General features: G+C 66.9%; 12 protein-coding genes. 7 read left to right on the forward strand and 5 right to left on the reverse strand.

All coding sequences use genetic code 11. The features are described from left to right. Positions 1-12 precede the first annotated feature (12 nt). The 4 genes from GQB03_RS17290 to GQB03_RS17305 all read left to right on the forward strand — a co-directional run bounded on the left by GQB03_RS17290 (position 13) and on the right by GQB03_RS17305 (position 6,741). The gene (locus tag GQB03_RS17290; RefSeq protein ID WP_159692062.1) at positions 13-1,470 is read left to right on the forward strand and encodes a TrkH family potassium uptake protein; all 1,458 of its coding nucleotides are present in this window, start codon (positions 13-15) and stop codon (positions 1,468-1,470) included. 52 nt (positions 1,471-1,522) lie between these two features. Continuing rightward, the gene (locus tag GQB03_RS17295) at positions 1,523-2,980 is read left to right on the forward strand and encodes a TrkH family potassium uptake protein (RefSeq protein WP_159692136.1); all 1,458 of its coding nucleotides are present in this window, start codon (positions 1,523-1,525) and stop codon (positions 2,978-2,980) included. A gap of 103 nt (positions 2,981-3,083) precedes the next feature. After that, positions 3,084-4,151, forward strand: a complete 1,068-nt coding sequence (hemE, locus tag GQB03_RS17300; RefSeq protein ID WP_159692064.1) for a uroporphyrinogen decarboxylase — start codon at positions 3,084-3,086, stop codon at positions 4,149-4,151. Positions 4,152-4,569: 418 nt separating this feature from the next. Then, positions 4,570-6,741 (forward strand): primosomal protein N', encoded by a 2,172-nt coding sequence (locus GQB03_RS17305; protein ID WP_159692066.1) that lies wholly within the window; start codon positions 4,570-4,572, stop codon positions 6,739-6,741. Positions 6,742-6,765: 24 nt separating this feature from the next. On the opposite strand, the gene GQB03_RS17310 is transcribed toward GQB03_RS17305, so the two are convergent. Both GQB03_RS17310 and GQB03_RS17315 read right to left on the reverse strand, forming a co-directional pair. After that, positions 6,766-7,665, reverse strand: a complete 900-nt coding sequence (locus GQB03_RS17310) for an ROK family protein (RefSeq protein WP_159692068.1) — start codon at positions 7,663-7,665, stop codon at positions 6,766-6,768. 13 nt (positions 7,666-7,678) lie between these two features. After that, complete coding sequence (locus GQB03_RS17315; RefSeq protein ID WP_159692138.1) at positions 7,679-8,536, reverse strand: DMT family transporter; 858 nt, start codon at positions 8,534-8,536, stop codon at positions 7,679-7,681. 236 nt (positions 8,537-8,772) lie between these two features. Here GQB03_RS17315 and GQB03_RS17320 point away from each other — a divergent pair, with 236 nt between their 5' ends. Together GQB03_RS17320 and GQB03_RS17325 are read left to right on the forward strand one after the other, a co-directional pair. Further along, entirely contained in the window at positions 8,773-9,810 is a 1,038-nt protein-coding gene (locus GQB03_RS17320; RefSeq protein ID WP_159692070.1) for an inorganic phosphate transporter, read from the forward strand. A gap of 11 nt (positions 9,811-9,821) precedes the next feature. Beyond that, on the forward strand, positions 9,822-10,463 hold the full coding sequence (locus tag GQB03_RS17325; RefSeq protein ID WP_159692072.1) for a DUF47 domain-containing protein: 642 nt from the start codon (positions 9,822-9,824) through the stop codon (positions 10,461-10,463). Between the two features lie 42 nt (positions 10,464-10,505). On the opposite strand, the gene GQB03_RS17330 is transcribed toward GQB03_RS17325, so the two are convergent. Continuing rightward, positions 10,506-11,153 (reverse strand): lysophospholipid acyltransferase family protein, encoded by a 648-nt coding sequence (locus tag GQB03_RS17330; protein WP_235027115.1) that lies wholly within the window; start codon positions 11,151-11,153, stop codon positions 10,506-10,508. Positions 11,154-11,218: 65 nt separating this feature from the next. On the opposite strand from GQB03_RS17330, the gene GQB03_RS17335 reads away from it, so the two are divergent. Further along, positions 11,219-11,542: a hypothetical protein gene (locus tag GQB03_RS17335; RefSeq protein ID WP_235027116.1), complete on the forward strand. Its 324-nt coding sequence runs from the start codon at positions 11,219-11,221 to the stop codon at positions 11,540-11,542. Here the strand turns inward: GQB03_RS17335 and GQB03_RS17340 are convergent. Both GQB03_RS17340 and GQB03_RS17345 read right to left on the reverse strand, forming a co-directional pair. Beyond that, positions 11,539-13,020, reverse strand: a complete 1,482-nt coding sequence (locus GQB03_RS17340; RefSeq protein WP_159692074.1) for a sensor histidine kinase — start codon at positions 13,018-13,020, stop codon at positions 11,539-11,541. The genes GQB03_RS17335 and GQB03_RS17340 overlap by 4 nt on opposite strands. Before the next feature lie 34 nt (positions 13,021-13,054). Next, a complete protein-coding gene (locus GQB03_RS17345; RefSeq protein ID WP_159692076.1) occupies positions 13,055-13,756 on the reverse strand; it encodes a response regulator transcription factor in 702 nt (233 codons plus the stop codon). Between the last annotated feature and the right edge of the window lie 37 nt (positions 13,757-13,793).

Genomic DNA, 13,793 nt, shown 5'->3' on the forward strand with positions numbered 1-13,793 from the left:
CCGGACAGGGCGATGAATCACCTCCTCTCGGTCTTTCGCGTGCTGTCGCTGATCATGATGATCTTCGGTGCCACCATGGCAGCACCGCTCGGAATCTCCTGGTGGCGCGGCGACGGCGCCGAGACCGCCTATGACGAAGCGCTCCTGCTGACCATCGCGATCGGCGCCTTCATGTGGTGGATCACGCGCCGCCACAGCCGCGAACTGACGGTCCGCGACGGCTTCCTGCTGGTGGTGCTGACGTGGACCGTGCTGCCGGCGCTCGCGACCCTGCCGCTGCTGCTCTACATTCCGAACCTGAGCTTCACTGACGCCTACTTCGAAACCGTGTCGGGACTCACCACCACCGGGGCGACGGTGCTCTCCAATCTGGACAGCTTGCCCTATTCGATCAACTTCTGGCGCATGCTGCTGGTATGGCTTGGCGGCATGGGCCTGATCGTGCTCGCCGTGGCAGTGCTGCCGCTGCTCGGCGTCGGTGGCCGGCAGATCTTCAAGGCCGAAGCGCCGGGGCCGATGAAGGAATCCAAGCTGACCCCGCGCATGGCCGAGACCGCCAAGGGCCTGTGGGTCGTCTACGGCCTGTTCAGCCTGGTCTGCGCGCTGGCCTTCCGCTGGGCGGGCATGAGCTGGGACGACGCGGTGGTGCACATGTTCACCACCATGGGCCTCGGTGGCTTCTCAACCCACGACGCGAGCTTCGGCTACTGGAACTCGCCGACCATCGAGATGGTGACGATGGTCTTCATGACCCTCGCGGGTATCAACTTCGCCACCCATTTCGTCGCCATCCGCGGCGGCAGCCTGCAGGCCTACAAGCAAGATCCCGAAGTGCGCTGGTACTTCTACGTGATGTTCGGCAGCGTCGCCGCCATCGCGCTCTACCTCTACGCCACCGGCACCTACACCGACCCCTTGCAGGCGCTGCGCTACGCCGCCTTCAACACCATCTCGATCGCCACCACCACCGGCTTTGCCAATACCGACTATGCGCTGTGGCCGGTATTCGCCCCGCTGTGGATGCTGTTCCTGTGCAGCTTCATCACCTGCGCGGGCTCGACCGGCGGCGGCATCAAGATGATGCGCGCGATCATCCTCTACAAACAGGTATTCCGCGAGCTGCTGCGCTCGCTGCACCCGCACGCCGTCGCACCGATCAAGTTCGGCAGCGAAGCGGTCGCCAACCAGATCATCTTCGCCGTGCTGGCCTTCGGTTTCATGTACATGGTGGTGCTGGTCAGCCTGACCCTGGTCATGGTGTTCACCGGCCTCGACCCGATCACCGCCTTCTCCGCCGTGGTCGCCTGCGTGAACAACACCGGTCCGGGGCTGGGCCAGGTCGGCCCGTCGACCACCTACGCGGTGCTCAACGACCTGCAGACCTGGATCTGCACCTTTGCGATGCTGCTCGGCCGGCTCGAGATCTTCACCCTGCTGGTCGTGCTCAGCCCGTACTTCTGGCGCAAATGATGAACAGCCGGTTCCGTCCCTGCCGACCGTCCCGACCGGAGCAATGCGGATGATGCGCAGCTACGCGCCGGTGCTCAATCCGCTCGGCCTGATCATCGTCTTTTTCGGGCTGCTGCTGCTGGTGCCCCTGGGCGTGTCGATCCATCACGGCGACGGCGCCGTCCGCGCCTACGACGAGGCCCTGCTGATGACGCTCGTTTCCGGCGCGCTGCTGTGGTGGTCCACCCATCGGCACCGCCGCGACCTGCGCCCCCGCGACGCCTTCCTGCTGGTGGCGCTCACCTGGCTGATCCTGCCCCTGTTCGGTGCCCTGCCGCTTTACATCCAGCTCCCCGGCATCTCCTTCACGGACGCCTACTTCGAGGCCACCTCGGGTCTCACTGCCACCGGCGCCACCGCCATCTCGGGACTCGACCACCTGCCGATCTCGATCAACTTCTGGCGCACCTTCATGCACTGGATCGGCGGCATGGGCGTGATCGTGCTGGTGGTCGCCATCCTGCCGCTGCTCGGCATCGGCGGGCGCAGTCTGTTCAAGGCTGAAACGCCGACACCGATGAAGGACGCCAGCCTGACCCCGCGCATCGCCGAAACCGCCAAGGGCCTGTGGATGGTCTACCTGGTGCTCACCCTCGCCTGCTGGGGCGCACTCAACCTGGTCGGCATGGAAACCTGGGATGCGCTGATGCACGCTTTCTCGGTGATGGGGCTGGGCGGCTTCTCGACCCGCGACGCAAGCCTCGGCCACTACAACAGCCTGCAGGTCGAAGGCGTGGTGATCTTCTTTGCGCTGCTCTCGGGGATCAACTATGCCACCCACTTCATGGCCCTCTTCCAGCACGACTTCAAGGCCTATGTGCACGATCGCGAATTGCCCTTCTACTTTGGCGTGCTCACCGTCAGCATCCTCGCCCTGTCGCTCTACCTGATGCCCTACAACGTCTACGAGGACTACTGGAGCACGCTGCGCTACGTTGCCTTCCACTCGATCTCGCTCGCCACCTCGCTGGGCTTCGCCACCGCCGACTACACCTTCTGGCCGATGTTCGCCCAAGTGTGGATCCTCTTTCTCGGCAGCTTCATCGCCTGTTCGGGCTCGACCGGTGGCGGTATCAAGCTGATGCGCGCGATCATCCTCTACAAGCAGGTCTATCGCGAACTCGCCCGCGCGGTGCATCCCAACGCAGTCCTGCCGGTACGCTTCCGCAACCAGCAGATCCCCGACCACATCCTCCACGCGGTGCTCGGCTTCTCCTTCATCTACATGGTCACCATCGTCAGCCTGAGCCTGGTACTTTCGGCCAGCGGTCTGGAGCTCGTGACCGCGTTCTCGGCGGTGGTCGCCTGCCTCAACAACACCGGCCCCGGACTCGGCGCGGTCGGGCCGGCCGGCAACTATTCGGTGCTGACCGACTTCCAGACCTGGGTGTGCACCTTCGCCATGCTGCTCGGCCGGCTCGAGATCTTCACCCTGCTGGTGGTGCTCACCCCGGCCTTCTGGCGCAAGTGAGCGCGTCGATTCGGACAGGTTGACCTGCATCGGCTGCGGCTGCCGCCGAAAAGCGGGATAATCGCGGCTTTCGGCCCGAGCCGGCCGGCAACCGAGACCCATCGTGAGCCAACTCCAGAACGACACCTTCCTGCGTGCGCTGATGCGCCAGCCCACCGAATACACTCCGATGTGGCTGATGCGCCAGGCCGGCCGCTACCTTCCAGAATACTGCGAAACACGCAAGCGCGCCGGCAGCTTCCTGCAACTGTGCAAGAGTCCGAGCATGGCCTGCGAAGTCACCCTGCAACCGCTCGCCCGCTACGACCTCGATGCCGCAATCCTCTTTTCGGACATTCTCACCGTGCCCGATGCGATGGGTCTCGGGCTGTACTTCGCGGAAGGCGAGGGGCCACGTTTCGAACGCCCGCTGAAGGACGAGTGGGAAATCCGCAACCTCGCCGCGCCCGATCCCCACGCCGAACTGCAGTACGTCATGGACGCGGTCTCCGAAATCCGTCGTGCGCTGGGCGGCTCGGTTCCCTTGATCGGCTTTTCCGGCAGCCCGTGGACGCTCGCCTGCTACATGGTCGAGGGTGGCTCCTCCTCCGATTACCGCAAGGTCAAGTCGCTGATGTACTCGCGGCCGGACCTGATGCACCACATCCTCGACGTCACCACCCGGGCGGTCATCGCCTACCTCAACGCGCAGATCGAGGCCGGCGCCCAGGCAGTGATGGTGTTCGATTCCTGGGGCGGCGTACTGGCCCATGACGCCTACCGCGAGTTCTCGCTCGCCTACCTCGAGCGCATCGCAGCCGGGTTGATCCGCGAACGTGAAGAACGCGCGGTACCGAGCATCGTGTTCACCAAGGGTGGCGGTCTGTGGCTTGAGGACATCGCCGCCGCCGGCTACAGCGCGGTAGGACTCGACTGGACCGTGGATCTCGGCAAGGCCCGCGCACTCGTCGGCGACAAGGTCGCGCTGCAGGGCAACCTCGACCCTGCGGTGTTGTTCGCCAGCCCCGAGGCCGTTGCCGAACAAGCCCGCCGCGTGCTGGACAGCTACGGCAATCACCCCGGCCACGTATTCAACCTCGGCCACGGCATCTCGCAGTACACCGTGCCCGACAATGTTTCGGTACTGGTCGAGACGGTCCACAGCCATAGCCGCCGCATGCGGCAGGGCTGACAAGGGCTCGGGGCGGACGTCTGCATATGTGGAAGGCCGGCAAGGTCCGGCCATCCCGCAAATTCGTCGTTCGTCAAGGCAAAAAAAGTCCTCAAGGGGCTTGACTTATGCACATCGCGCCACGCCTTAAAGAAAATGTGCCCCTTCTCGCACCGAGATATACGCATACACTCAAGTCTTTGTTTTATATCGAATTTATTATTGCCTATTGTTTAGGCAGAGCACCCGATTCCCTGCAAGACCGGCGTGTAGAGGTAATACCGGACCGCTTTCCCACATAGTTATCCACAGCTTCTGTGGAGAAACCGTGATTGCGGTTTGATGTCGCGTGATTAGTCCGTCTTTTGAGAGTTTTTCTTTCACTATCGACCGCAAATCATTGTTTTATTGAATTTTTATTGAAAACCCTCTGTCCAGAATGCGAATCGTGCGCATCGCACTTCCGGTACCGCTTCCACAACTGTTTGATTACACGGCGGATTTCGTATCCGATGAGGATATCGGGCGATGCGTGCGGGTCCCGTTCGGTCGAGGTGAACGAACCGGGCTGATCATCGCCATACCCACGGAAAGCGATATCGACGCCACCCGGCTCAAACCGGTCGGCGCCATCCAGCGCGACGTTCCCTCCCTGCCGCCCGACTGGATCGAACTGGTCAGCTTCGTCACCCGCTACTATCACGCGCCTATCGGCGAAGTCATCGCGCTGGCCTTGCCGCCGGGGCTGCGCCGCGCCGACGCGGTCAGCAGCGACGAAATCGACCCGCTCCTCACCGTCACCGCCGCCGGTCTTGCGGCCCTCGCCGAAAACCGCCGCGACAGCCGGGCGCTGCAACTGCTGCGCAGGCTTACCGCGGAGGGCCCACTGCGCCGCAGCCTGCTGCGCGCGACCTTGCCATCCTCGACGCCGATCGCGGCTGCGCTGGAGCGCGGCTGGATCGCCCCCGACAGTCTCGAAGACCGCCAGCGCAGCAGCGGAGCGCCGCCGCTCACCGACGAGCAACAGGCGGTACTGACGGTGATTCGTGCTGCCCCCGCGGGCTTCCAGGCCTGGCTGCTGCATGGTGTCACCGGCAGCGGCAAGACCGAGGTCTACCTCAATCTTGTCGCCGACGCGCTCGCCCGCCGCGAGCAGGCTTTGATGCTCGTGCCCGAGATCGCGCTCACGCCCCAGCTCGAGCAGCGCGTACAGGCGCGCTTCCCCGACGCGCGCATCGTCAGCCTTCATTCCGCCCAGGCCGATGGCGCCCGCTCGCGCGGCTTCGTGCAGGCCTTGTGCGGTCACGCCGACATCGTCCTCGGAACCCGCCTCGCGGTGTTCACGCCCTTGCCACGGCTCGGCCTGATCGTCATCGACGAAGAGCACGACGCCTCCTATGCCCAGCTCGAGGGCGTGCGCTACTCGGCACGCGACGTGGCGGTGTGGCGCGCGCGCCAGCGCGCGGTGCCGGTTGTCCTCGGCTCGGCCACGCCCTCGCTGGAGAGCTGGCACCACGCGGAAGGTGGCCGCTATCGCAAGCTCGAGCTGACCCGCCGCGCGGTCGCCACCACCTTGCCGACGGTACGCCGCGTGGACACTCGTCGCACCCGTCTCGATGAGGGCCTCAGCGCCGCCCTGCTGGAAGCCATCGAAAAGCGCCTCGAGCGCGGCGAACAGAGCCTGGTGTTCCTCAACCGCCGCGGCTACGCGCCGGTGCTGGCGTGCACCGCCTGCGGCTGGGTGAGTCACTGCGATCACTGCTCCGCCAACCAGGTGGTGCATCTCGCCGACAAGCGCATGCGCTGCCACCACTGCGGCGCCGACAAACCGATCCCCCGTGCCTGCCCGGCCTGCGGCAACCAGGACATGCACGCCTTCGGGCGCGGCACCCAGCGCCTCGAGGAACGCCTCGCCGAACGCTTCCCGCAGGCCCGCATCCTGCGCGTCGACCGCGATGCGGCGCGCACCCGCGCGAAGTGGGAAGAACTACTGGCGAAGATCGGCGCGGGCGAGGCCGACATCCTCGTCGGCACCCAGATGATGGCCAAGGGCCACGACTTCGCCAGGCTCACCCTGGTCGGCGTGGTGGGCGCCGACGCCTCGCTGCATGCCGCGGACTTCCGCGCACCGGAGCGCCTCTTCCAGCAACTCATGCAGGTCGGCGGGCGGGCCGGCCGCAGTACGCTGCCCGGCGAGGTGCTGATCCAGACCGAGTTTCCCGAGCACCCGCTCTACCAGCACCTGCGCCAGCACGACTACGCGCGCTTCGCGGCCATGGCGCTCGCCGAGCGTCGCAGCGCCGGCTTTCCGCCGTTCTCCTTCCAGGCCATGCTGCGCGCCGATGCACCCGCCATCGACGATGCGCTCGCCTTCCTCGCCGCGGCGGGCCATGCCGCCGAGAGCATGCTGCCCGAGGGTGTGCAGCTCTACGACCCGGTACCGATGCGCATGACCCGTCTCGCCCGCCGCGAACGTGCCCAGTTGCTGGTCGAAAGCACCCGGCGGCCGGCGCTGCAGCACTTCCTCGGCAACTGGCTTCCCGCACTCTACGCGCTGCGCATCAAGCGCGAGCTGCGCTGGCGCATTGACGTCGATCCGGTCGACGTCTGAGCCGCCACCGTGCAGCGACGTCGCTCAGCTGCCCTGGCCGAGCGGCCACAACCACGCCGCCCCGCGCACCCCGGACGCGTCGCCATGCAGGCTCTTCACCAGACGCGTATCCACCCGGTCGGAAAAGACATGTTGCGTCCACAACCGTGGCACGTTGGCGTAGAGTCGCGCGACATTCGAGAGCCCGCCCGCCAGCACCACCACATCCGGATCGAGGATGTTGATGACCCCGGCGAGCGAACGCGCGAGGCGCCGCTCGTAGCGCTGCATGCTGGCCTCGCAGGCAGGATTGCCGGCGGCCGCAATCTGCGCCGCGTCGGTCTCTACCCCGCCGTGGCGAAGATGGTCCGCTACCAGACCCGGTCCCGACAGCCAGGTCTCGATACAACCGAGCCTGCCGCAGTAGCAGGGCGGCAGCGGCAGATCCTCCGTGTCGGGCAAAGGCAGCGGATTGTGGCCCCACTCGCCGGCAATCGCATTGGGACCACGCAGCACCCGTCCATCGACCACGACCCCACCGCCCACGCCGGTACCGATGATCACCCCGAACACGCAACCCGCACCCGCCGCCGCGCCGTCCACCGCCTCGGACAGCGCCATGCAGTTTGCGTCATTGGCGACACGCACCGTCCGCCCGAGCGCATCCGACAGGTCCCGATCGAGCGCATGCCCGTTCAGGCAGGTCGAGTTGGCGTTCTTGATCAATCCGCTGGCGGGCGAAATTGCACCCGGCGTGCCCACCCCCACGCTGGCCCTGCCTCCGAGTGCCTGCTCGACGCTCCGCACCAGTGACACCACCGCCGCAACGGTGTCGCGATAGCTGCCCGCCGGCGTCGGAATCCGTTGCCGGAATCGCTCGGTGCCGTCGTCGCCGAGGGCAAGAATCTCGATCTTCGTACCGCCAAGGTCCACGCCGATGCGCACTGTCGATCCCTCCTCAATCCGTCGCGACAGGCGGCCGGTTTGCCAGCCAGATGCCGCCACCGACCAGCGCCAGTGCAAACACCACACCCGGGTTCAGCGGCTCGTCGAGCAGCACCACGCCGGCCAGCACACCCATCACCGGCGTCAGGAACGAGAACGCCGAAAGACGGGTTGCCGGATAGTGGCGCACCAGCCAGAACCAGCCGACGTAGCTCAGCGAGGCCACCCCCACGATCTGGAACAGCATGCTCGCCACCACCGTAGCGGTGAGCGTGCCGACGCCGCGCTCGCCGAGCGCCAGCGCGAGTACCGGCAACACCAGCGCCGAAATCCCGAGCTGGTAGAGCAAGGTCTTTTCGGGCGCCGCAGTCGCCAGCCGCGAAAGCTTTACCGTCAGCGTGGTCGATGCCCACAACACCGCCGCCAGCAGGATCATCGCATCACCGACCCAGGTGCCGCCGGCGCGACTGAAGAGACTGTCGCCAAACAGGACGAGGACACCGCCGAAGGCCAGTGCGAGCCCCAGCCACTGGATGCGCCGCATGTGTTCGCCGGGCAACATCAGCACCGCGCCGAGCGAAACGATGAAGGGCGCGGTGTACAGGAAGATCACGCCGCGCGAGGCGGTGGTGAACAGCAGGCCCGAATAGAGCAGCGCGAATTCGCCCGCGAACAGCAGCCCCGCGAGCAGACCGGGCAGCAGGGTGCCGTCGCGCTCGCACAGCGAAATGCCGCGCAGCCGTGTCCACCCCAGGACCAGCACGCAGGCACCGATCGAACGCAGCGCCGCCTGCCATACCGGACTGATGCCCGGCGTGGCGAACTTGATCGCCACCTGCTGGACACCCCACAGCATGCAAAACAGGATCATCAAGCCGATCGCGGTGGCGTCGAGCTGGTTTCGGGATTGGTGCACACGGTTCTCCTTGGGGCCTGACCCGGCCGTCTCGTGCGGGCGCGGTGGCGGGCTGGCAATTATCGCCGCATCCGCGCGGGAAGGTCAGGCTGCAGCAGGCCGGTCCGGAAACGATTAATGTTGCAGACCGCACAGCCCGTAATACCGTGACTGCCCACGTACGAACGGCGCGTTTCGACCGAGATCCCTTCATGCCCGAAACCATGTTGCTGCTCACCATCGCCGCCGTCGTCATCGTGCTCGCGTTCGACTATACCAACGGCTTCCACGATGCCGCCAACATCATCGCCACGGTGATCGCCTCGCGCGCGATGCGCCCGCTCGAGGCGGTACTGGTAGTAGGCGTGTTCGAGTTTCTCGGTCCCCTGCTGGGCGGCACCGCGGTCGCCAACACCATCGGCGGCTTCGTCGAACTGGAAGGGATGAGCGCCGCCCACGGCATGTCGGTGGTGCTGTGCGCGCTGGGCGGTGCGATCGCGTGGAACCTGCTCACCTGGCTGAAAGGCATCCCGTCCTCCTCATCGCATGCGCTGGTCGGCGGCCTGATCGGCGCGGTCACCATCGCAGCCGGCGCGGATCACGTGGTGTGGGGCTTTCGCCAGCTCGCCCATGGCGAACTGACCGGCGTCACCAAGGTGCTGCTCGGCCTGATGCTGTCGCCGCTCGCGGGCTTTCTCGCGGGCTACCTGCTGCAACGCCTCGCCGCCCTGCTGACCCGCGCCGCACGGCCCTCGCTCAACCGCAGCCTGCGCCGCACCCAGTATCTGACCGCGGCCGGGTTGGCCTTCTCGCACGGCACCAACGACGCCCAGAAGAGCATGGGCCTGCTCACCCTCGCCCTGCTGCTCGGCGGCCACCTCGAACGTTTCGTCGTGCCCGGCTGGGTGATGATCGCCTGCGCCACCGCGATGACCCTCGGCACCCTCACCGGCGGCTGGCGCATCGTGCGCACCCTCGGCTTCGCCATCTACCGGGTACGTCCGCTGCACGCGCTGGATTCCCAGCTCGCCTCCGCCGCCACCGTGCTGGGCGCCTCGCTCGCCGGCGCCCCGGTGTCCACCACCCATGTGGTCGCCACCTCGATCATGGGTGTCGGCGCCGCCGAACACCCGCGCGCGGTGCGCTGGGGCAAGGCCGGCGAGATCGCCACCACCTGGATCATCACCATCCCCGCCGCCGCGAGCCTGGCCGCGACCGGCCAGTTCCTCGTCCAATCACTGGTGCGCTGAAGGAGTCCGCCATGATCCGCTCACCCGCCTCAATCCTTCACCGGGTCGTAGACCGCATCTTTCCCAAGGCCCCGGATTTCTTCTCGCTGCTGCGCGAGCAATGCGAGCATGCCGCCCACACCGTGGACCTGCTGGTCAGGTTCATGGAGCGCGGCGATCCCGGCGTCGGCTACCAGATCCGCAAGGACGAGCACGCCGCAGACCTGATCAAGGCACGCAACCTGCACACGCTCAACGAAGCCTTCTCCACGCCGATCGACCGCGAGGACATCTACCGCGCCATCATGGCGCTCGACGATGTCGTCACCTACTGCAAGAGCACGGTCAGCGAGATGGACATCCTCGTCGTCGGTCCGGACGACTTCACTCGCGAGATGGCCGCCCGTCTGCACGAAGGCGTGCAGGCGCTGGCCAGCGGATTCGGCAATCTCGCGAGCAAACCCGAACGCGCAGCGGACGACGCCGCGGTCGCCCGGCACGCGGAGCGCCAGGTCGAGAAGCTCTATCGCAAGGCGCTTGCCGCGCTCTTCGAAGGCGACGACTACCGCGCGATGTTCAAGCGCCGCGAGATCTACCGCCACCTCTCCAACGCCGCGGACCGCATGGCCAACTGCGCCAACACCCTGCACGACATCCAGGTGAAGATCGGCTGAACGCGCACGAAGGCCGCCCCGCCGGACGTACCCTCGATGCGTTCAGGCGTGGTCGCGCGATGCCCCGGGCCGATCGCCGAAACGGATCTCCCCGGCATGCTCCGGCCTCAGGCCGGCCACCCCGGCGTAGGCGTCGCGGATACGGGCCATGTCGGCAGCACTGTCGCCGCTGAGCGAGACGTAGTCCAGGATACCCATGCGCCGTGTCGCGTAGTCGATGAAGCCGAGCCCCACCGGCACGCCGGCCGCCAGCGCGATCCGGTAGAAACCGGACTTCCAGCATGGCACGTAGCTGCGGGTGCCCTCCGGCGCGATCGCCACGATGCACACCGGCCCGCTGGTGAACGCCTCGACCATGCCCTCGACGAACCCGCCCGGGCGCGAACGATCGATCGGAATGCCGCCCCAGCTGCGGAACAGGCGACCCACGGGACCCCGGAAGAGGGTGTGCTTGCCGATCCAATGGATCGGCCATCCACAGGCAAAGCGCGCCAGGATGCCGAGCGGAAAATCCCAGTTCGAGGTGTGCGGATAGACCACTACGAGTACCCGCGGCCCCGGTGGCACTGCGAGCGCCAACTGCCATCCCAGCCGCGCAAGCAGGCGCTGGGCCCAGCGGCGCGGACGGGCGCCCAGTGCCGCACCATCGATTGTATTCGCCGGAGTTTCGGCGCTAGAGTGCCGGGACACCTCAGCGGTGTTCCGGCGGGGTGACCACCGCCGATGCACAAGGATCGGATGTGGAGGCGGGGCCAATGCAGATGAACGAACGATTCTCCGGCAGCGAGCTCATGAAGATCCTCGACGAGGCAACGGTCTATCAGTGTGCCTGCCCGGCACAGCTTGCGCAAAACCTTCTCCAGCTGCGCGAGCTCTACAAGTACCAGAAGCTGTGCCGCAGCACCCGCGACGCGGACTACGGCGTTCATGAACGCATCATGGTGAGCGTGGAGCGGGCCCACGACGAACTCGAATCCTGCCTCTTCGATGTGCTCGAGCTCGAGGGCTGGGATCTCGAGGATCTGGTGATGCCGCCCGGCCTGCGCGAACGGCGGATGCAGGCGCTGCAGGACGACTAGGACGTCGCCTCGCGCCCCGGCAGCACGAAGCCGAAGACCGTGCCGTGGCCGGGTTCGCTGCGCACGCTGATGTCGCTGCCATGCAGCGCGAGCAGCCGCTCGACGATCGCCAGGCCAAGGCCGAGATGGCGATCGCCCGCCGACTCGCCGCTCTCGGCATGATTGATGCGGTAGCGCGGCAGGAAGATGCGCCGCAGCTTGTCGGCGGGTATGCCGCGGCCGTTGTCGGCAATCTCGATGGCCACCGCGTCGCCATCGCGGCGCAGCCGGGTGACCACCTCGCCGCCCGCCGGCGTGTAGCGCAACGCGTTCTCGATGAGGTTGGTGAATACCCGCTCGAGCTTGGCGATGTCGGCGCTCACGGTCAGGTTCTGGTCCTCGGTGTCGACCCGGCAGTTCACCCCCTTGGCCTGCGCTTCGAGCGCGAACTTGGCGACCACGTCCTGGGCCAGCTCCGCCACCGCCACCGGCTCGCGGGTGAGGCCCTCCTGGCGGGCCTCCAGCCGCGCCAGCTCGAGCAGCTGGTCCACCAGGCGACTGAGCTGACGGCTGCTGCGTAGCGACACGTCGATGTAGTCGCGATCCGCCGCCCCGGGGTGTTGCAGCAACCAGGTCTCGAGGTAGCCCTGCAGCGCCGCCAGCGGCGTCTTCAGATCATGCGCGATCTGCGCCAGCAGCTCGCGGCGCAGCGCGTCGGCGCTGCCGATCTGGTCGAGCTGGTCAACCACGCGCTCGGCAAGCTCGGCGAAGCTCGCCTGCAACTGCGTCACCTCACGACTGTGCCATCCCGGCAGATGGCGCGAAATCGCGTTGCGGCTGAAACCGCTGTGCCGGAAATCCGCCATCTCGCGGGACAGCGCCGACAGCGGCCGCGTCATCAGCGCAAACAGCGCACCGCCCAGCAGCACCAGCAGGATCACCCCGCCAAGACCGAACAGCAGCGCACGATCCTGCTGCAGCCGGCTCGCCAGGCTGGAGGCGACCGCTGCCTGGTGGCTGCCGCCGACAATCACATAGAGATAGCCGATCTGCTGCCCCGTCGCGCCGCGGATCGGTGCCGCCGAAAACACCCGGTGCTGCCCCGGAGCGCGCGGATCGTCGCCGAACACCGGCAAGGCCGCGCCGGCGAGAAAGCGCTTCAGCGGCGCCAGATCGACGCGCTCCGCCTTCACCTGACCCGGTTCCGCCGAATACACGCGCAGCCGTCCATCGTTGTCGAGCACGTAGATCTCGAAGGCCGGGCCGAGCAGCATGAGCGTGTGAAACACGTTCTCGAGACCCGCCTTGTCGATGCGTCCGGCGCTCAGCGCGGGATTGTCACTGACCATGTTGGCGGCCAGTTCGCGGTGCAGCGTCTGCTGCACCAGCGCCGCCTGCCGCTGTTCGGAGCGGCTGCTGAAATGGATCAGCAGTGCCGCCGCGGCGAGCGCCAGCACGGTGAGGATCACCGCCAGGCGGCCGAACAGGCTGCCGATCATCGCGGCGCGTCCGGACAGCGAATCGCGCAGCGCTTCATGCCGCCGCCTCGGGACACAGCTTGTAGCCCACGCCCCACACGGTGCGGATCAGCGCAGGCTGCGCCGGGTCGCGCTCGATCTTGGCACGCAGGCGGTTGATATGCGAGTTCACCGTGTGCTCGTAGCCCTCGTGGTTATAGGACCACACCTCCGACAAGAGCTGCTGTCGGCTGTAGACCACGCCCGGATTGCGCGCGAGGAACAGCAACAGGTCGAACTCGGTGGCGGTGAGCGCCACCGCCACGCCGCGCACGCTCGCCTCGTGGCGCGACAGATCGATACGCAGCGGCGCCACCTCGAGCACCTCACCCGCCGCCGCAGCGCCAGCCAGGCCAGCACGGCGGAGCAGGGCGCGCACCCGCGCCTGCAGCTCGAGCACGCTGAACGGTTTGCTGAGGTAATCGTCGGCGCCGGTCTCGAGTCCGCGCACCCGGTCGTATTCGGTGCCGCGCGCGGTCAGCATCAGCACCGCGATGCCCGGGTCGCGCGCCCGCAGCTCGGCGCACAACGCCAGGCCATCGCCGTCCGGCAGGCCGAGGTCGAGCACCAGCAGGTCCCAACGGCGGGCGCTGAGCGCCTGGCGAGCGTAGGCCAGGGTGTCGCAGCACTGCACCCGGTGGCCGAGCATCTCCAGGTGCATGCGCACCAGCCGGGCGATGTCCGCCTGATCCTCGACCACCAGAATGTCCGCAACCATTGTCCGATCCTGCCATGCCGCCGTCCCGACCCCCGCA

Origin of the sequence: Cognatazoarcus halotolerans, from assembly GCF_009800965.1 — a bacterium.
Classification (GTDB): domain Bacteria; phylum Pseudomonadota; class Gammaproteobacteria; order Burkholderiales; family Rhodocyclaceae; genus Cognatazoarcus; species Cognatazoarcus halotolerans.

What these genes read in the sequence shown, in the direction of transcription:
- GQB03_RS17345 (WP_159692076.1), bottom strand. Translation starts at nt 13,756, where the DNA reads ATGGTTGCGGACATTCTGGTGGTCGAGGATCAGGCGGACATCGCCCGG.
- GQB03_RS17290 (WP_159692062.1), top strand. Translation starts at nt 13, where the DNA reads ATGAATCACCTCCTCTCGGTCTTTCGCGTGCTGTCGCTGATCATGATG.
- GQB03_RS17305 (WP_159692066.1), top strand. Translation starts at nt 4,570, where the DNA reads ATGCGAATCGTGCGCATCGCACTTCCGGTACCGCTTCCACAACTGTTT.
- GQB03_RS17320 (WP_159692070.1), top strand. Translation starts at nt 8,773, where the DNA reads ATGCCCGAAACCATGTTGCTGCTCACCATCGCCGCCGTCGTCATCGTG.
- GQB03_RS17325 (WP_159692072.1), top strand. Translation starts at nt 9,822, where the DNA reads ATGATCCGCTCACCCGCCTCAATCCTTCACCGGGTCGTAGACCGCATC.
- GQB03_RS17335 (WP_235027116.1), top strand. Translation starts at nt 11,219, where the DNA reads ATGCAGATGAACGAACGATTCTCCGGCAGCGAGCTCATGAAGATCCTC.
- GQB03_RS17315 (WP_159692138.1), bottom strand. Translation starts at nt 8,536, where the DNA reads ATGATCCTGTTTTGCATGCTGTGGGGTGTCCAGCAGGTGGCGATCAAG.
- GQB03_RS17295 (WP_159692136.1), top strand. Translation starts at nt 1,523, where the DNA reads ATGCGCAGCTACGCGCCGGTGCTCAATCCGCTCGGCCTGATCATCGTC.
- GQB03_RS17340 (WP_159692074.1), bottom strand. Translation starts at nt 13,020, where the DNA reads ATGATCGGCAGCCTGTTCGGCCGCCTGGCGGTGATCCTCACCGTGCTG.